This window comes from Leptolyngbya sp. NK1-12 (assembly GCF_032598965.1).
Lineage (GTDB): Bacteria > Cyanobacteriota > Cyanobacteriia > Elainellales > Elainellaceae > Elainella.
This window is the reverse complement of the sequence record NZ_CP053586.1, coordinates 5,183,591-5,202,395: the sequence shown is the minus strand read 5'-3', so window position 1 is coordinate 5,202,395 and position 18,805 is coordinate 5,183,591. Positions and strand designations below refer to the sequence as shown.

Here is an 18,805-nt window from a genome sequence, read left to right as displayed (position 1 = left end):
AACGCGAGGCTTCACGGTCTATAGCTAGCTCAAGTGTTTCTGCTCTTTCTCTATTGACGTTTTTCCATGTCTTGGCCTGGGTTACAGCTAGCAAAATCTCCTCAACTGCGCTTGGTAATGGTCGCAGCAGCCCTGTTTTGGCTCATCTGCTGCGGACTAGTTTTACAGCGTTATTACAACTTCTACCCGACCTACGTTTCGTTTGATCAAGGCATTTTTAATCAGGTCTTTTGGAACAGTTTGCACGGTCGCCTGTTTGAGAGTTCTCTTTCCTCGACGGAATCGAGTGCGGTGATGCAGGGAGAGGTGCCGGATGTTTCCTACCAGCGCTTGGGGCAGCATTTTACGCCTGCTCTGCTGCTGTGGTTGCCGTTCTATGCCTTGTTTCCTTCGGCAGCAGGACTGTCGGTTTTACAGGTGACGCTGGTAACCCTGGCTGGGTTTGTGCTGTATGCCCTAGCCCGTCACTACCACCCGCCAACGCTCTCGGCCTGGATTGCTGTCAGTTTCTATGGGGCGACGGCTGTCATCAGTCCAACCGTAGCCAACTTTCACGATATTTGCCAGATTCCGCTCTATATTTTTGGCCTGCTGCTGGCGTTAGAAAAGCGAGTTTGGTGGCTGGTTTGGCTGCTGGCGGTTTTCACCTTGGCGGTGCGGGAAGATAGCGGTGTGGTGCTGTTTGGGATTGGGTTTTATTTCTTCGCTAGCCGTCGTCATCTCTGGTTAGGAACAGGCTTGTGTGGTCTGAGTCTGGGCTATATGTTGGTGCTGACCAATCTGATCATGCCGTTGTTCTCAGCTGATATTTCGCAGCGGTTCATGATTGAACAGTTTGGCCAGTTTGTGGATACGGAAGAAGCCACCACGCTTCAGGTGTTGTGGGGAATTCTCAGTAATCCGGTGCGCCTGTTGGTGGAAATTGTGACGCCCTTCAATCAAACGCTGCGCTATTTGCTAGGGCAGTGGCTGCCGCTGGCCTTTGTGACCGTGATTTCGCCCAGTGCTTGGCTGCTGGCTGGTTTTCCGACAATCAAATTATTGATTCAACGGGAAGATATTACATCGCTGTCGCTGCATCTCCGCTATGCGATGTCGCTAGTGCCGGGTTTGTTCTATGGGGCGATTCTGTGGTGGACGCAGCATCCCGATCTATTTCGGCGTTTGCGGTTTCGCCGCTTCTGGGCGCTTTGCATCGGGCTGTCGCTATTCTTTACGATCACGTCCAATCCCAACCGAGTGCTTTCATTTTTAATTCCGGATTCCTTTCAACCTTGGGTGTATGTTTCACCAGCACGGCAGTGGCAGCATGGTCAGGCAGTGCGTTCCTTACTAGCCCAAATTCCTGCTGAAGCGAGTGTTACAGCAACGGATCACATTGTGGCCCATCTCTCAGGTCGGCGTGAGGTGCTTAGGTTTCCGATGATTCGGCTGCGAAATGACACGAATAAAGTGGTGCGTATGGACTATGGAATAGCCGATCTGTGGTACCTCGAACAATATCAGATTGCTTTTGAAGACTACCGTAAAAGTTTGCGGCTGACGGCAGAACGAGTGACGGATCTGATGACCAAACAATATGGTTTGATTGACTTTCAAGATGGTGTGGTGCTGCTGCGTCGTCAAGCCGAATCGAACCCAGTGGCTCTGGCAGCTTGGTCTGACTATTTGCGCCAGCTCGCACCGATTCTGGAATCTGGGGAATTGTCTCGAACGGCTCTACCTAGCGCCACAAAGTTGTAACGCAAGTTGTCAAGTAATCACCTTTTATGAAACGGGCATTTGATAGAACGGTCATTTTGTTCCAGTTCAGTTAGTTTAGAAATTGAGTTTACCTACCGCCCCTGACGAGCGCCAAATCCATGACAGGTAAAACAGCGCTAGGCAGTATTTGTGCCAGCTTGATCTTATTCGTTGCTGTCCGCTCCTCGAACCAAGTCGTTCAAATCACAGCGTCAGTTGTGGGGGCTGGCCTGTTGGGATACACATCGACTGCGTTTGTCCTCGACTGTAAACGTCAGCAGAAGAGACGCATTGCTGATGCGGAAGCCTATCTAGAATTTTTGCGACAGCGTAACCAAGAGCAGGTTACCCATACTCGTCCCATGCCCAAGGTTTGTCGAGGATGCTGCCATTATCATGGGCGAACCTATGGCGGGCATCTGTTAGTTTGTGCCATGCATCCCTATGGTGTGGAGGACGCTAGCTGTCCTGACTGGCAAGCTCAGATCCAGGACTCGGTTTGAGCGAGGTGTGAGTGGCGATGGGCAGCTGATTAGCCGACGTAAAGTTATAAAAAACATTACAGAGTGGGTATTTTTTTCCTACTCTGGTTGAATCAATATCAAGATCACAAGCAGCCTTCGTGGTGCGTATCAGTCCGCCGATAAGCGTAGCTTAAATGCCTGATCAACCTGCTTTAGGCGGATTTTGATGTCGTTCTTGAAGGAATCGGGTACATTAAGTCCATTGGCGATCCAACAGGTTCGCTGCCTTGATTCTGGTCTATTGCTCACGTTTGTTAACCCCTCCCCTCGGTTCATCAGGTTGCTCTAGTCGATCGAATCTTGTTGTGGGTCTAAGCCCGAAGTTTTAGAGGAATACTGCGTATGCTGTCGGAACAACAACAGCGAATCATGGGTTACTTCATTGAGGAGGCGAAGGATCACCTCAATACCATTGAGCAGGGGTTGTTAAACCTGAAAGCCACTATCGAAGACCCAGAAATGGTGCATGAAGTTTTCCGTGCTGCCCACTCGGTGAAAGGTGGGGCTGCCATGCTGGGTCTCACGAGTATTCAGCATACGGCTCATCGATTAGAAGATTATTTCAAAGTTTTAAAGGAATGCCCTGTCAAGATTGATCAGAAACTAGAAACGCTGTTGCTCCGGGTCTACGATACGCTGGACGATTTGCTAGAGCACCTGCAAGGACCCTTTGGTCTAACCGATGACAAGGCTGAAGAAGCAATGGCCAATGTCGAACCAGTGTTTGCTGAGTTGAATCAGCATTTAGGCCAACTGGTTAGCCAGTCTGGTGCCCAGCCGCCAGAAGATGTAAATTTAGCGGGAACGGCTGTTGCCCAAGCGCAACCTGCTGCGACCAATCCACGACTCGCGCAAGCCACAACCGAAGAGAGTGCCCTGCGGTTTATTTTTCAAAATGACGTTCCGGCGCGGCTGCGGGAGATGCTGCAACTGTTTAAGCAAGCCGATAGTCTGGATAGCCGTCAGCACCTGCAAGCGCTTTGTCGGTCTCTGGCCCAGTCAGGTGAACAGTTGGATATTCCGGCTTGGTGTGAGTTGCTGGCAACTACAGAGCAGGCGATTGCCAACCCTGATAATACCTACCGCATCCTAGCCCCCGTAGTTATTAAGGAGATCAAGCGGGCACAAGAGCAGGTATTGGCAGGCGACTTAACCAATATTGCGGCGAGTCAAGACCTGCTGGTCCTGGTTCCCCAACCTCTACCTATCGAGCTGGATTTCAGCAGCGATGCTGCGTTTGCTGATTTATTTGGTTCTGAGCATGAAGTGGAGGCGAGCGAGGATCTGTTTGCTTTAGAGGACGGTAGTTCAGAAGATAGCACTGCTGAGCCGGTTGGTTTGTTCTCTGAGCTAGACACCGAATTGGCTGAAAGTGTCGATCTGGCCGCTCTATCTGATTTCGATGAATCGATGATGGCTTCGACTAACAATCAGACGGGTCCCGAGATGGGCATGGCCGAGTTGAATACATTGGCTGACTTGTTTGAAGGAGAAGACTCCAATCTAGGTTTTGCTTGGCAGGAAGAAGTTATTGATAGCCCCACAGACCACTCGACCGAATCCCTAGAGTTGGATCAATCCGCTGATTTTTCCGATTTGCTGTTCCAAGGGGGCAACGAATTATCCCTAGAGAGTACCGATGAAGATTTGTCGGGGCTGCTCAACAGTAGTGCTCAGTCAATGCCGGCAGAAGCCTCCCTGGATTCGCTGTTTGATTTGGAAGATTCCGGTGAAGTTGGACAAACCGAGGATTCGCAAGGGTTAGACCAGTTATTAGCCGGACTAGAGCCAACCTTCGGCTCTCTAGACGCTTCAGGTTTCGATGCTGCAGATGCTGCCTCCACTGACTTCCAGGCTGACTACTCTGATACACCACTATTTGACTTAGGCTCTACAGAAGCAGAAGAACCGCCTCAGGCCCTGGTCGATAGTAGCGAGGACTTAGGTGCGCCGCTGTTTGATCTAGAACTGGTTGATCTAGAGCCAGAGGAATTACCCGACTTTACGCTAGAATTTTCCGACTCTGCTGCACCGTCTGAAATGGCAGGGTTGGAATCCGCTCTAGTTGGCTCAGAAGATAGCGCAGAAGAATCATTTGATCTATCGGGTCTGGGATTGGGCGAGGAGCCAGAATTACCTGCCGAATCAGAACCTGAAAATTGGCAGATCGCTGATCCTTGGGGAGAGGAGACACTGTCCGAGTTGTCCAATCTGAACCTGGATCTGGCAGCATCCGAACAGGACTTGCTTGCCGATCCCTTTGCCAACCTTGGTGGAAATGAAAGTACTGACGAAAATTCTAGCGAAGCTGAGCTGTTCGCCCTCGATCTCGAGCCAGAGCAACAAAACGCTAACAGCGCCGATTTCTCATTAGATTTTCCTGAGGTAGGCTCCTCGGATGAGTCAGAGTTCAGCTTCATCGACTCAGCGATGGAAAGCTCAGAGCTGCCGTTTGATACTGAAGTAGCTGCATCGGCTGAATTCTCAGATCTAGCTTCAGATGAGCTGGATTTCGCATTGTTTGGAGAAGCGGAACTGCCGCCCGATTTTGGAGTAGAGAACAGTGCCCCGACAGTTTCGGACTCAAGCAGTTCAGAATTCTCGCCATCCCCGATTCAGGACGATGCTAGTTTTGACTCGGACCTGAATCTGTTTAGCAATAGTGCTGATGATAGCTCTGATGACAGCCCTACAGTTGAGGCAGCACCTGCCGCTGAGGATTTACCGACAGACCTAAACGATTTGTTTACAGCTGATCTAACTGAAGCCTCAGGAACGGTAGAAGCTGTTAACTTATCGAGTTTTGAGCTACCAGAGGATTTTGCTGAAACTGACAGCGCTCTGACTGCGAATGCTGCCTCCGATCTGGATGATCTATTCCTATCCTCGGACGTGGTCGCAGCAGATGACGAGCTAGGAGGTGAACCGAATACTCAGCTGGGTAATTTGGCAGAACCATTAGAGTTGGGTCAAGTCCCAGCTTCAGAAGCCGAAAATCCGTTTGCTGAATCAGAATTGGAATTTGGGCTATTTGAAACGGATGAAGATACGGAACTGGCGTCTGAAATTACAGCACCTGAATTTACATTAGAAGCGGGTCCGTCTACCTTCGATTTCAATGCCATATTATCTGAGGATGCCCACCAGGTGACCGATGGCTTAGCTGAAACCGCCCTGACTGAAACGGACTTTAATATTGATGAATCTGAGATCCCTGGCCTTGATTTGAATTTCAGTTCGGAAACTGCGGCGGTTGTTCCGCCAGAACTAGATGAATTCAGCTCTGTAGGCGCAGCTGATTCAGGAACGGAGTCATTGCTAGAGCCAGACTTTCAGCTAGGCATGGAACCCGGTATCGAATCCAGCATTGAACTAGACCTGACAACAGATGATCAGCCTGAAGATTCGCTGAATCAATTGAATGAACTGGCTCCAGATCTGGAGCTGAGCTTAGATCAGAGCTTCAACGAAAGCTTGAACAGTAGCTCTAGTAGTGACAGCGATGCTGGGCTGGGCTGGGGCGAAAGCATATCTTCAGAATCCGATCATCCATTTGCTGCCAATGAGTTGGACTCATCCGATCCGTTTGATTTCAGTTTAGAAACCGATGTGGACGCTGAACAAACTGGGGAGATGCTCGATTTGCTTGACGAGGAAAGTGACCCCGACGCATTTGAGCTGGATTTACTGGCGCAGTCAGATGCTTCAACAGATACTTCAATGCAGCTGACAGAAGATGCCCAAGTTCCTGAGCTGTTGCTAGAAGATATCGGCATCGCTAATGCTGATATAGGGTTTGATTCAACCGATCTCAACGAAGCGCCGAGTCAGGAAATTTACGAGTTTAATCAGGATTTCGACCCAACTATCGAGTTTGACGTACCTGGCCTGATGGCCGCCGATGAGAATTTCGCCAGCTCAGATCTACCGATCAGTGGAGCGGAGCTAGAAGCCGCAATGCCTGATACCGAATTGAGCTTCGATGCACCCCCTGATGCCAGCGAGTTCGCCTTTGAAGATACAGCTGCCTTCGCTGGTATGTACGGTTCAGAGGACAATCAGCCTGCCCCATTCGATCTGCTGGCCTCTGCTGAAGCAGATGATCCATTGAATTCCCTGTTAGCAGAGGAGGATGTGATTGAGTTTGGCGATATTTCAGCAGAACCTGCTGGATTTGACGATTTGGAGGCCATGCTGGCTGAAGATAGCGCCTCTGTTACTGCCATTCATGATCAGTCAGATGCAACCGATGCCTTTGATGATGACAACGATGAAACTACGGCTGATTTTGCTGACCTGGAAGCGCTGCTAGATGATAGACCAGAGCTTGCACCAGAGCTAACGGCGACAGAAATACCGCCGACTCCAGCGATTGGGCTAGAAAAATCAGTGGACGATGAGTTTGGTGATCTAGAGGCGTTGCTTCAGGATGCAGACCAAACCTTGGGGGTCGGGTCCTCTCCCGCTCGGAAATCTGGTGCTGTCAGCAATCGTCGTCCCAATCGTCGCAGTGGTTTGAATGAGCAGACCATGCGGGTTTCGGTCAAACACCTCGACAACCTCAATAACCTGGTTGGAGAAATGGTGGTGAACCGCAATAGCCTAGAGCAGGCGGAAGAACGATTGCGCCAGTTTTTGGATAATCTGCTCTACCAAGTGCAGCAGTTAAGTGATGTGGGTCAGCGGATGCGAGACCTATACGAACGCTCCCTCTTGGAAAGCTCACTGCTCTCTAGTCGGCGGGGCCAGTCGGGAACCACTCCGATTAGCGGATTTGGCTTAGGGCAGACGAATCACGCCACAGGGCTGAGTTTCGATGCGCTGGAAATGGATCGATTCACTGGCTTCCATACGCTATCGCAGGAGATGATCGAGCTGATTGTCCGGGTGCGAGAGTCAGCTTCCGACATTGACTTTGTGGTGGAAGAAACCGATCAGGTAACGCGCAACTTCCGGCAAATTACCACCCAACTCCAGGAAGGGTTGACCCGTTCTCGCATGGTGCCGTTTGCTCAAACCGCTGATCGACTGCCACGAGGCGTGCGTGACAACTCCCTCCGATACGGAAAGCAGGCTGAACTGCTAATCGAAGGTCGAGATACTCTGATCGACAAGATGATTGTGGAGCAGCTTTATGATCCGATGACCCATCTGGTGAATAACGCGATTGCTCATGGCATTGAAACCCCCGAAGAGCGAATTGCGGCTGGTAAACCTCCCACAGGACGCATTATCATTCGAGCCTTCCACCAGGGCAACCAAACCGTGATTTCGGTAAGTGATGATGGTGCTGGAATTAATCCAGAAAAAGTGCGAGCGAAGGCGTTGGCCAAAGGCTTGATTACTCCAGCTCAAGCTCGTGAAATGTCCCGCCTCGATACCTATGATCTGTTGTTCCATCACGGCTTCAGTACGGTGGAGCAGGTGGATGATTTACGCGGACGCGGCGTTGGTTTGGATGTGGTGCGTAGTAACCTGAACGAAATTCGTGGCACCATTAACATCGATTCCACAGTCGGCAAAGGCACTACCTTCACCATCCGGCTACCGCTGACGCTGAGCATCTCGAAAGCCCTGTGCTGCATCAGCAACCGTGCCCGCATTGCTTTCCCGATGGATGGGGTGGAAGATATGCTCGATGTGCCGCAAGAACGAATTCAGATCGATGAGCAGGGGCGGCAGTGCATTCAGTGGCGCGATGGTTTGCTGCCGTTCCAACCCTTATCGGAGCTACTACGCTATAACCGAGTGCTGGGGCGAGGCAGCGTCTACGGCGGCAATCAGGAAGAAGACATCATTTCGATTGTGGTGCTGCGGAGTGCCGGTAATTTCTTGGCCCTCCAGGTGGATCAGGTGCTGGGCGAACAGGAAATTGTGATCAAACAGCTCGAAGGCCCGATTCCTAAACCGCTAGGTGTGGCGGGCGCAACGGTGCTGGGTGATGGCCGGATTATGCCGATTGCTGATGTGCTGGAACTCATCGACCTCTGGCAAGGTCGCATCCGCCGCGAAGCTGGCAGCTCGCTTTGGGATCAGGGCGAAGCTCAAGTGCCAGCAGAATCAGCGACGAAGACTGAACCTACCGTGCTGATTGTAGACGACTCAATTACGGTGCGGGAGCTGTTGTCCATGACCTTCAGCAAGGTAGGCTACCGAGTCGAACAAGCCCGCGATGGTCAAGAAGCCTGGGAAAAACTGCGCTCTGGACTGCCTTGCGATCTGGTGTTCTGTGATATCGAAATGCCGAGAATGGACGGTTTGGAACTGCTGTCGCGGATTCAGAAAGATGCCAACCTTAACCACCTGCCAATTGCCATGCTCACCTCTAGAGGGGCAGATCGCCACCGTCAGATGGCCGTTCAGCTTGGTGCTAAGGGTTACTTCACCAAGCCCTATCTAGAAGAAATGCTGCTGGATGCGGCCCAGCGGATGCTGAAGGGCGAGGTGTTGGTTTCGAGCACGAATATTCAGTAGCCTGCTAGCCCACAGATTGACTGTGTCGCTTCTTCTCTTGCCGCTTTTTCTCTAGGTACTGCTGGTGATAGTCCTCGGCTAACCAGTAGGCAGAAGCGGCTTGGATCTGAGTAACAATGGGTTTGTCGTAGCGGCCAGATTCCTCTAATTGGCGTTTGGAGCGCTCGGCGACTAACCGCTGCTCCGGGGTGTGATAAAAAAGCACCGAACGGTATTGTTCACCCCGGTCTGCGCCCTGTCGGTTCAAGCTGGTGGGATCATGGATGCTCCAAAACACTTGAAGCAGGTCATCGTAGGTGATGAGGATTGGATCGTATTCGAGTTGGGCAACTTCGGCATGGCCCGTGATCCGCGACAGCACATCGAGATAGCTGGGATGCTCGAAATGCCCGCCCATATAGCCGACCGAGGTAGAAATCACGCCCTTGACGCGACGAAATTTGTCTTCTACGCCCCAAAAACATCCGGCTCCAAAGGTTGCTTTTTCCATATGGCTGCTCAGTTCTCGACTAAAAATTGACGTTAACGTTAAAGTCGTGCTATAAATAATTGCGTGAACGAAAAGATGCGAATTGGTGAATTTGCCCGGCGAGCTGGGGTGACGGCTCGCACCGTTCGCTATTACGAAAGTTTGGGGTTACTTGAACCGGGCGAGCGACAGGGATCGGGATTTCGCTATTACACTGAGGCAGAGCTAGCAAGGCTGCAAAAAATCAATGATTTGAAGGAGCTAGGACTCAGTTTAGAGGAAATCATCAGCGTCGTACCGCTCTACTTTGAAGACCCAACTCGGATTCGCGGTAAGCAGAAAATTCTGGAGATTCTCAAGGCGCACTTGCAGGAAACCGACGAAAAGTTAACGGCTCTGGCTCAATTCCGGGCCGAGTTACAGGCCAAGATCAATCAGATTGAACAGTGGCTTGAGGAGCAAACCCAGCGCGAAGGTAAATAATTTTTTCGGAAATTTACGTTTACGTCAAAGTTAGGAATTCTTCAAAGGGGTCAAATCATGCAATATCGCAAATTGGGTGAGCTAGAAGTATCCGCCCTTGGCCTCCTAGACAGGCAGCGGGTGAGCGCTATGCAGCTTCGTTGATGGAGGCGGTAAATCGATGAAGATAAGTCCTAACCCTAGCTGGTTTTATAACGAATTTCGCCAGGTTGGCACCGACTTTACTGATCCTACCGTCGTGGCCACCTACGATCGCAATCAGCATTCTTCTACCGTTGAAGCAGAACAAGCCCTGGTCGAACAGCTCGGCATCACCGCTGGCAATACGGTAATTGACTTGGGCTGTGGCACCGGCACCTTTGCCATTCAAGCAGCCCTAACAGGAGCAAGGGTGCATGCCGTCGATGTCTCTCAACCAATGTTGGCCTATGCTCGGCAGAAAGCCGCAGCAGCAGGGCTAAGTGACCGAATTCAGTTTCACCATCAAGGGTTTCTCTCCTACAACCACAATGCGACGCCGGCTGACTTTATAGTCACGCAAGCGGCATTGCATCACTTACCGGACTTTTGGAAAATGGTGGCGCTGCTGCGAATTGCGGCTATGCTGCGGCCAGATGGTGTGTTTTACCTCTGGGATACGGTATTTTCCTTTCCGCCCTCTGAGTTTCAGGCGCATATCCAAACCTGGATGGCACGAGCAGCTAAACCGATGGGTGGAGGCTGGACCGTGACCGATTTTGAAACTCACGTTCGAGATGAATACACTACGTTTGGCTGGATTCTGGAACGCATGCTAGAAGAGACTGGATTCGTGATTGAGACCGTGGAGCGCGCATCATCTGTCATCACTGCCTACACCTGTCGAAAAAAATGCTCCTCCTAAACGCATTCAGAGGAGCAGGATGCATCAGATGGCCTGGGATAGGTGAGCGTTGCAGAATTAGGCAGGTTTCTTTCTCAAGCGGCTCAAGCTGCTGGCAGCGATTAAACCGAGTCCAGCTAAAACGGTAGGTTCGGGCACTTCGACTGGATCATCACCGCCAGGAGCCACAAAAATTGAGGCATGGGATAGCCCTTTACCGTTGTTGCCATTTCCTGCCAGGGAAACTCCCAGCGTGTTCCACAAGCCTTCGCTGATAGAAAGATTGGAAGGATTGGCAAAATAGTAGGCGCTCCAGGAGTTACCAGCTTTTAAGCTCAACACGAATGGACTGGTGATGGGAGTAGAAACACTCCATTTGCCGATTCCTTCACTGGTTTCCGTCCAGCGAAGAACGGAGCCGTTGCCGGGTTCATCAACCTTTTCTAGCAAGGACCAATTCGTCAAACCATCAAAAACTCCGGCGGTCAGTTGATCGAGCAAGGGATCATCGCCACCCCCGGCAGCGCCATCGGTGACATCATTACCTGTGAAAGAACCAATACAGCTCGTGTAGGTCAGTAAACCAGCCGTGACGCTGCCGGCGGTACAGTTAGCCGGTTGGTTGGAAGGATTGCCAGCAGGCTGCTTAGGAGCTTTATTATCGGGCTTGGCACTAACCTCGAGTGCCGATAGGCAAACCGCACCCACAACTAGTAATGAAGTAAACAATGACTGAATTTTGACCATGTTTTATGACCTGAGTTTTATGACCTGAGTTGAAATAGATTAAACAGAGTCAGCACCCGCTCGAAAAAGACTCATCTTCGTGACTGAGATACTGAAGCTAATGTATAAAAAATAACTCAATCACAAAGGCTTGCTGGTAGATTGAGGAGGTTTTGATAGGTATTTCACTGAAGTTTTATCAATAATTGCTCGGTGTGAAATTAGTATAATGAAGCACATTTAGTTCAAGTTGTGCCAGGCTTGTTCAGGTGGCTCAGATAGGACAAAGTAACTAGCGGTTTAAAGGTCGCTTGCTGAACCAGAAACCACGGCTAGCGCGAGTTTAGCAGCGGCTAATTTTGTGATTGCAGTTGTTGCGCGGCTTGCTGCAGGGGCGGTAGAAGCGCGGTGGGCAGGTGAAGCTGGTTGAGTCCAGAGTGGCGGTCGTCCTGCTTGCTGGGACCGTGATAATCGCTGCCGCCGGTCATCAGCAACCCATACCGTTGGCAAAGTGCTTCCAGTTTGCGGCTCTGGCTGGGGGTGTGACTGGGATGGTAGACTTCAATTCCCAGAAGTCCAGCAGCCACCAATTCCGGCAAAATGGCCTCCACATCACCACCGCGAAACAAAAACGGATGTGCCCAAACTGGCACGGCCTGACACTGACGCAGCAGTTGGATACCCTCAACGGCGGAAAACTTTTCGTACTGAACATAGGCCGGCTTGTCGTCACCTAACCAGCGTTCGAATGCTTCTTGCGGCGACTGCACATAGCCCGCTCGCACCAGAGCAGTAGCAATATGAGGCCGACCGGGAGCCATGCTGCCATTCAAGTTGGCTAACTCAACCGGATAGCCCAGTTCGGCTAACTTATCCAGCATTTGTTGAGCGCGGCGATGCCGTCCGGCCAGTCGTGATTGCAGGGGTGTCTCAAGTCGTTCACGGTTGGGATAAAACCCTAAAATATGCATGGAGCGGTTGCTGTGAACGGTACTGAGTTCTAAACCTGGCACAATCTCGATATTGTAAGTTCGGGCGGCAGCAGTCGCTTCTTCCCAGCCTGACATCGTATCGTGGTCGGTAATCGCTAAAATTTCAACCCCGGCAACGGCAGCAGCATCTACGAGTTGTGGTGGTGTGAGTGTGCCGTCTGAGTGAGTGGTGTGGCAGTGCAGTTCTAGCATAGAGTGTAAGTTGGGCGTAGGGGTGAAGCGCCGTCTTTCCTCAGAATAGCTAACTTCGTTCTATCAAGCAGTAACCTATGGGATATTCGTTTCAATATCCGCCGATTGATGATAGCTGGTATCATCGCTTGCCTGGAATTCCAGAGGAAGTTTCGGCGGGTGGTGTGGTGATACGGCGCCAATCGGAGCAGGTTTATGTAGCCCTGATTCAGGAACGAGGTGCTGCTACTTTTGTATTGCCAAAGGGACGATTAGAGCCGGGTGAATCAATTCAGCAGGCAGCCCATCGCGAGATTGCCGAAGAAGCGGGCTTAACCGATTTAAAGTTGCTGGCCGATCTAGGCATGCGGGAGCGACTCAGTTTTTCTAAACGGCGCTGGAAAAAGGTTTATTATTTCTTGTTTTCAACTAGTCAAGTTCAGCCGAATGCTCAACGGATAGAGCTAGGAAATCAGTTAGCTTGGTTTCCACTCAATCAATTGCCGGACCTGTACTGGCCAGAACAAAAGGCATTGATTGATTTTAATCGAGAGCGGATTTGGCAGGCGGTTAGCTGAGTGCCGAATCCGCTACTCATTATCGGCAGGTAGCCCAATTCGGCGCTTGAGCTTAAACCAGGCGGTGCGGAGTTGCCAGAACTTGCTAGTTTCCATTGCTGTAATTCGATTTTGCAGAGCCTCTGCTTTGTTCTGTAGTGCTGCAAATTCGGCTTGGATTTGGACAACGGGAGATGAAGTGGTTGCTGTCGTTTGGGCTAGTTTGGCTTCTAAGGTTTGGATTTGCTGCTCCAAATTTTTGACATGGGCTTCTACGGCTTCGATGTGATGCAGGCGTTTGATCGACAGTTGATGGGTTCGCTCTAGCAGATCGTACTTTTCGATAAAGGATTGCTGGAGTTTTTGGTTGCGTTTGCTGAGCCAAGGCTCTTGCTGATAGAGCGGAATTGAATTCTGAATTGCGAATACTTCGGCAAACAAAGCTGGAATGTTACCTGATAAACCACCATGAGCATAAGAAACCAGCGTGCGTGGATAATAGCATAACTTTAAGCTAGAATCTTGCAGCAGTCTAGCGAACCATTCGTAATCAGCGGCAATTTTGTAAGTTTCATTGAATGGTCCTAGTTTACGAAACAACTCAGCTTGAAAGAAACAGGCAGGTTGGATCATGCATTCGCCTAAGCTGACCATTTCCTCTAGCATCTGTTCTGGCGGAACGGGTTTATGAATATTAGATTCGCCGGTTGTGTAACGAGCTTCGTGATCGCCGTAGATAAAGTTGCAATCGATATAGGTAGAGGTAAAATCAACTAAATCTTGAATTACATTGTTATCAAACAGGTAATCATCTGAGTTGACGAAGTAAATCCAATCTCCTGACGCTAAGCGAATGCCTTTGTTCATCGCTTGATAGACGCCATCGTCTGCTTCACTGACAAAGTATGCAATCTGATGAAGATAGCGATTGATAATTTCCTTTGTGCTATCAGTTGAGCCTCCGTCTATCACAATATATTCAATATTTGAATAGGTCTGGTGAACCACACTTTGAATGGCTCGTTCCAGTGTGTGTTCAGAGTTCTTGCAGACGGTAATAATCGAAACTTTCACGGTTTTAAGCTTTAAAGGGGATGATAGAGCGCCTTCATTCTAAAGCGATTTAGACTTAATACCCAATTACCACAGCTTTTAGCAGACTGGATAGCCCTTATTCCCAGTCCGGCTAATCTATTCACCTTGCCCTACACCAAGGGTCTGTTTGAGCCTAAACCAAGTTTTTCTCAAATGCCAAAACTTACTAGTTTCCATGGCAGCAATGCGAGCTTGGGCTTGCTGAAGCTGTATTTGGGTTTGCTGAAGCTGTATTTGGGTTTGCTTTAACTCTTGATCGAGTTGTTTGCGTCTGCTGTCAATTTCTTTCAACTCCTCTCGAACTTGGCTTAGCTCGGAATGAGACTGCCCTAGCTCAGTACGAGCTTGTGCCAACTCGGATTGCAGTTGCTGAGATTGATTTTGTTTCTCCTCTAAATCTGCTTGCATCCGTTGAACATAGTCTCTTTCTCGCTCCATGTCTTGTTGGAGTTGCTGCCCCTCAACTTGAGCTTGTTGTAAAGCTTCATTTGCCTCATTAATCTTATAGTTGAGGTACCAAACTTGCTGCTGCATCTCTTGAAAGTTTTCTCTGAGTCGAATGACAGCTTCGATTACACCTGTCACCATTTTTGGCTCAATATACAAACCGTCAATTGCAAAGCTGACATAACGAGAATCGTTGCCGTTCGACAAATTGATCTGAACGACTCGATTAACTCTGAAAGTTAGCTTGGTGTAAGTAACGTCATCTCTAATTAATTTAGATGGGATTGAGCCAGTAATGAATGTTTTAAATTGATTTTCACCAGTCTTTACAGAAATTTGATCCAGTTGAATTGGAACTCCTTCTATTTCTATGGAGAGCGATTCCTGAATGTCGAGAGCTTGGCATCTTAAAAGCCAGAAGCTAATTTGATAGTCTAAACCTGATTTTAGAGCAGCATAAATATGAGAGCTTGTCTCAGGTCCAGCCCAACATAGCCAAGTGTTTAAATTTCGGCTGTATTCTCTTGGATACCAGCCTGAAGAAAACGTTGAATCTGAAAATCTAATAAAAATTTGCTCTGATCGTTCAACTCTAGAATTGTGCTGAAAATTGCTCTCCAGAAAACTGTTTAGAAATTCTTTAGGCAGCTCTGATTGTTGGGTTGGCTCCAAAAACGAGGGGTATGTTGCTGCATCAGAAACTGGATCAAAGTAGGAGGTTTTTGTTTTTAAGCAGGTTTGCCACATTTCTTGATAGCGAAATCTAAATTCTGCCTTGGCAAATTCATAAAGTTCATAATCGTATCTGTTGACTTCGCGAATAATTGCAAGTTCCTCACTAGATAGAGTTGCTGCTATATCATCACTGCTTTTTTCACTTTGATTTAAGTGGATGTTGAATTTTTGGGGCAACCATTTTGCCCGGTAACACAGTAATGCAATGGAAGGCTCCATCCACTCACACAAGCCGAAGTGAAGTAGGCCAAGTAAATTTTTCTTAGCTATTTCTAGCATTTCATCATTACATTCGCTACTTGGTCTACCCTTTGTGGGTGGCGCATCGCCAGCCAAATAACGAACTTGAATGTTATCTAGACGGAATGTTTTGATTGTTTCTGTTTTGCATAAATCAAAAAGTGAGAATTCACAAACTAGATCGAGGTATTTGATTGCACCAAAATCAGAATAGCTGAGGAATAAATCTCGGAGCATTTCCTGCTCTCGCCGTAGGTAATTATATTGCGAAATTTCACGAGCGATAGGATCACGAAGCCAGGTAATTGTATCAGGTTTCTCCGGCAGAAATTTATATAGCTCAAGTCCAAAATGGCCTGCAAAGAAACGATATTGCGCAATTTGTTCAGGAGGCAGTTGAGTTAAGGCTTTAACATCATAACACTCGAGGAAAACAGAATCTGGAAAAAAGTTAAGTAACCATTTTCGCAAACTGGTACCTGCTGTCTTTGGGATATGCAGGAAATAAAAGGGTTTGGTGGGTAATAACATAGGACTCAGCTAACTCAACTTTGTTTAGGTCTCTAGCAAATTTCTCTTCTGATGCGTATAGTTCAAACAATATAATGAACGCTTCAACAAGCACCCGCTTTGCAAAAGTGCTAACTTATCTGACTTATTGAGATTCGTGTCTCTATCGAAATCTGATTCTATCTAATGACCTAAACCAATTGAACGTTTAATTCTAAACCAGGTTTTTCTCATCTTCCAAAACTTACTGGTTTCCATTGCCTCAACTTCCGCTTGTGTCTGCTGAAGCTGTGATCGAGTTTGTTCTAGCTGTTGACGGAATTGCTTGCGTTTATTATCTACTCGCTCCAGTTTGCTTTGCGTCTTTTTCAGAATTTTTTTAGTTTGTTCTAATTCCTGACAGGATTGATGTAATTCACTTTGAAGTTGCTGCGTCTGAACTTGGGACTCTTGCAGTATTTCTTGAACATGGAGCTGCATTTGCTCCTCAACTACATGAGGCTGTGGTTGCTCTTCAACTAATGATTGTTTAATCTGAATCGCAGCAGCATGCTCTTTTAATTGTTGCAACTCAGCCTGAAATTGCTGCACCTGTGCTTGGGAGTCGTGAAGGGCTGTTTGAATCTGCTGAACTTGAGCCTCAAAGTGATGAGAGCGATCTTGGAATTTCTGAAGCTGTGCATTGGTCTGCAGCAAAGCTTCAACTAAATTGGGGTCGGTTACTGGCTCAACTGCTAGTCCGTTGGTTGCGAAGCTAACATATCGGACAGGAGGATCCGATTCAGCAACTTCAAGAGAGACAACTCGATTAGTTTTAAAGATAATTTTGGTGTAGGCAAAGCCTTCGTTAATTAATTCAGCCGGAATCACTCCTGTCAATAGTGATTGGACATTATCGTTTACATCAGTCACATAAAGGGATTGCAATGGAATTGGTGTCCCTTCAACCTCTAGAGAGATAGATTCTTGAATATCAGTAGACATGCAAAATAAAACCCAAAAGCTAATTCGATAGCTCGAACCGGGCTTTAGAGGTAGATATAAGTATGATGTTGTGTCAGGTCCTGCCCATCGCAGCCATGTTTTCAGGGAGTCGTTGTATTCCCGGGGATACCAGCCAGAGATAAATATAGGATCTGAGAATTTGATATTCAACCGCTCTAATCTCTTGTCTCCAGAATGCTGATATTGAAAATGCTCCTCAAGAAAATCAGAGACAACTGGGCTGGTTTGAGGTTCTGGTTTAAAGGGATCTATATAGGTAGGAAGTTTTTCAGTATCAGAGCATAGGTTAAAATGGTGCTTCTTAACCCTCAGGCTTTCCTCCCACAGTTCTTGATAGCGCAATTTGAACTCAGCTTTAGCAAATTCATAAAGGGCAAGATCGTATTTATTAATGTCGCGAATGATGGCAATTTCCTCCGCAGAAAGGGCATCTGCCAACGCTTTAGCTCCGGTTTGGCTGCGGTTGAGATGGAGATTAAATTGACGAGGTGCCCAATTCGCCCGATAGCATAGCAGCTCGATAGAAGCCTGCATTGACTCGCATAGGCCAAAATGAAGTAAATCAAGTAAATTGCGCTTTGCGGCTGCTAGCATTTCATCGTCGCAGTTTTGCTTGGCCGCTCTTGTCCATAAGCTCAGGCGATCAGCGTCCTCAGTATTGGCTGTTTGACCGTACTGCCCTGGCGCAATTCCCGATAAATAGCGAACCTGTAGATTATCGTAATATCCCAAATGGAGATCTGATTGCAGTAGATCTGCGATTCCGAGATGAGAAGCTGCATCAATGTATTCAACCGAACGGGATTGAGTGACTTGATCCAGCAGCATACTCCGCTTTTGACGAAGATAATTATATTGGGAGATTTCTCGCTCTATTGGCTCTCGCAACCAAGTGACAATATTGGGCTGTTGGGGCAACGCTTGACACAGGCTGAAGCCAAGATGACCGCTAAAGAAACGATGTTGAGCAATTTTTTCTGACGATATCTTTTCTAGATCTTCCAAGAAGAAACATTCGAGATATTCCTCCTGTGCGAATAACTCTAGCAGCCAAAACCGTAGACTCGTTCCTGCTGTTTTTGGAATATGAAAAAAATAAAATGGCTTGGTCGTGGCTACTCCTATTGATGGAGTTTGCATCACAGGATCAGCACCGTTCGCTCGATTAGAATTGCCGTTGCTTGAAGCTTGTGAGGTGTAGTACAAGATTGAGGAATTTTGACGCTGAATGGAGTGGAGTGTTGTTTTTAACGATGCTGATTGATGCTCACTGACATGCTTAACGGTTTGTTCTGTCTGCTCAAGCTGTTGAGCGATGTGTTCAGTGGATTGGTCAATCTTGCATTCGGTTAATTCAAGCTGTTGAGCGATGTGTTCAGCGGATTGGTCAATCTTGCGTTCGGTTAATTCAAGCTGTTGAGCGATGTGTTCAGTGGATTGGTCAATCTTGCGTTCGGTTAATTCAAGCTGTTGAGTGATTTGGTTCGACGATTGATCAATCTTTTGCTCCGTTAACTGAATTTGCTGGGTAATTTGCGCTACATTTTGATGCAGCGATTGTTCCAACGCTTGATGGTTTGTCTGTTCCTGCTGGCGAATCTCCTGCAGAATTGTTTTTACTTCGGGCAGCACTTGTGACGATACATGTTCTTGGTGCTGAATACTAGCAATGGTTTGCCTCAGCAGAGCCAAAATCATGCGGTTCTGCTGCTCAATCGACTGTTGGTTTTCCTGGAGTGTTTCAATTAGACCGATAGTTGCTTCTAACAGAG

12 protein-coding genes are annotated in these 18,805 nt (G+C 48.3%); 6 read left to right on the top strand and 6 right to left on the bottom strand.

Annotated features, from left to right (window positions below):
• The first annotated feature begins 66 nt into the window (after positions 1-66).
• From HJG54_RS22030 to HJG54_RS22020, 3 genes are all read left to right on the top strand, one after another.
• The gene (locus HJG54_RS22030) at positions 67-1,743 is read left to right on the top strand and encodes a DUF2079 domain-containing protein (protein WP_316431420.1); all 1,677 of its coding nucleotides are present in this window, start codon (positions 67-69) and stop codon (positions 1,741-1,743) included.
• Positions 1,744-1,862: 119 nt separating this feature from the next.
• The gene (locus HJG54_RS22025; protein WP_316431419.1) at positions 1,863-2,246 is read left to right on the top strand and encodes a hypothetical protein; all 384 of its coding nucleotides are present in this window, start codon (positions 1,863-1,865) and stop codon (positions 2,244-2,246) included.
• A gap of 363 nt (positions 2,247-2,609) precedes the next feature.
• Positions 2,610-8,741 (top strand): response regulator, encoded by a 6,132-nt coding sequence (locus tag HJG54_RS22020; RefSeq protein WP_316431418.1) that lies wholly within the window; start codon positions 2,610-2,612, stop codon positions 8,739-8,741.
• A 4-nt stretch (positions 8,742-8,745) separates the two neighbouring features.
• On the opposite strand, the gene msrA is transcribed toward HJG54_RS22020, so the two are convergent.
• Positions 8,746-9,231 carry a peptide-methionine (S)-S-oxide reductase MsrA gene (msrA, locus tag HJG54_RS22015; RefSeq protein ID WP_316431417.1) on the bottom strand — a complete coding sequence of 162 codons (486 nt, stop codon included), beginning with the start codon at positions 9,229-9,231 and terminating at the stop codon, positions 8,746-8,748.
• A gap of 63 nt (positions 9,232-9,294) precedes the next feature.
• Between msrA and HJG54_RS22010 the strand changes: the two genes are divergently transcribed.
• Positions 9,295-9,693, top strand: coding sequence for a MerR family transcriptional regulator (locus HJG54_RS22010; RefSeq protein ID WP_316431416.1), 399 nt, complete (start codon positions 9,295-9,297; stop codon positions 9,691-9,693).
• Positions 9,694-9,853: 160 nt separating this feature from the next.
• Positions 9,854-10,576: a class I SAM-dependent methyltransferase gene (locus tag HJG54_RS22005; protein WP_316431415.1), complete on the top strand. Its 723-nt coding sequence runs from the start codon at positions 9,854-9,856 to the stop codon at positions 10,574-10,576.
• A 57-nt stretch (positions 10,577-10,633) separates the two neighbouring features.
• On the opposite strand, the gene HJG54_RS22000 is transcribed toward HJG54_RS22005, so the two are convergent.
• The gene (locus tag HJG54_RS22000; protein WP_316431414.1) at positions 10,634-11,302 is read right to left on the bottom strand and encodes a PEP-CTERM sorting domain-containing protein; all 669 of its coding nucleotides are present in this window, start codon (positions 11,300-11,302) and stop codon (positions 10,634-10,636) included.
• Positions 11,303-11,634: 332 nt separating this feature from the next.
• Positions 11,635-12,465, bottom strand: a complete 831-nt coding sequence (locus HJG54_RS21995) for a PHP domain-containing protein (protein WP_316431413.1) — start codon at positions 12,463-12,465, stop codon at positions 11,635-11,637.
• 77 nt (positions 12,466-12,542) lie between these two features.
• On the opposite strand from HJG54_RS21995, the gene HJG54_RS21990 reads away from it, so the two are divergent.
• On the top strand, positions 12,543-13,022 hold the full coding sequence (locus HJG54_RS21990) for an NUDIX domain-containing protein (protein ID WP_316431412.1): 480 nt from the start codon (positions 12,543-12,545) through the stop codon (positions 13,020-13,022).
• A 12-nt stretch (positions 13,023-13,034) separates the two neighbouring features.
• On the opposite strand, the gene HJG54_RS21985 is transcribed toward HJG54_RS21990, so the two are convergent.
• The 3 genes from HJG54_RS21985 to HJG54_RS21975 form a co-directional block, all read right to left on the bottom strand.
• Positions 13,035-14,075 (bottom strand): glycosyltransferase family 2 protein, encoded by a 1,041-nt coding sequence (locus HJG54_RS21985; RefSeq protein WP_316431411.1) that lies wholly within the window; start codon positions 14,073-14,075, stop codon positions 13,035-13,037.
• Positions 14,076-14,192: 117 nt separating this feature from the next.
• The gene (locus HJG54_RS21980) at positions 14,193-16,049 is read right to left on the bottom strand and encodes a hypothetical protein (protein ID WP_316431410.1); all 1,857 of its coding nucleotides are present in this window, start codon (positions 16,047-16,049) and stop codon (positions 14,193-14,195) included.
• A gap of 162 nt (positions 16,050-16,211) precedes the next feature.
• Positions 16,212-18,599: a hypothetical protein gene (locus HJG54_RS21975; protein ID WP_316431409.1), complete on the bottom strand. Its 2,388-nt coding sequence runs from the start codon at positions 18,597-18,599 to the stop codon at positions 16,212-16,214.
• Positions 18,600-18,805: the final 206 nt, after the last annotated feature.

Bases quoted from the DNA above. Each gene is read 5' to 3' on its own strand.
- HJG54_RS22000 (WP_316431414.1), bottom strand. From the start codon at position 11,302: ATGGTCAAAATTCAGTCATTGTTTACTTCATTACTAGTTGTGGGTGCG.
- HJG54_RS21990 (WP_316431412.1), top strand. From the start codon at position 12,543: ATGGGATATTCGTTTCAATATCCGCCGATTGATGATAGCTGGTATCAT.
- HJG54_RS22005 (WP_316431415.1), top strand. From the start codon at position 9,854: ATGAAGATAAGTCCTAACCCTAGCTGGTTTTATAACGAATTTCGCCAG.
- HJG54_RS21995 (WP_316431413.1), bottom strand. From the start codon at position 12,465: ATGCTAGAACTGCACTGCCACACCACTCACTCAGACGGCACACTCACA.
- HJG54_RS22025 (WP_316431419.1), top strand. From the start codon at position 1,863: ATGACAGGTAAAACAGCGCTAGGCAGTATTTGTGCCAGCTTGATCTTA.
- HJG54_RS21980 (WP_316431410.1), bottom strand. From the start codon at position 16,049: ATGTTATTACCCACCAAACCCTTTTATTTCCTGCATATCCCAAAGACA.
- msrA (WP_316431417.1), bottom strand. From the start codon at position 9,231: ATGGAAAAAGCAACCTTTGGAGCCGGATGTTTTTGGGGCGTAGAAGAC.
- HJG54_RS22030 (WP_316431420.1), top strand. From the start codon at position 67: ATGTCTTGGCCTGGGTTACAGCTAGCAAAATCTCCTCAACTGCGCTTG.
- HJG54_RS22020 (WP_316431418.1), top strand. From the start codon at position 2,610: ATGCTGTCGGAACAACAACAGCGAATCATGGGTTACTTCATTGAGGAG.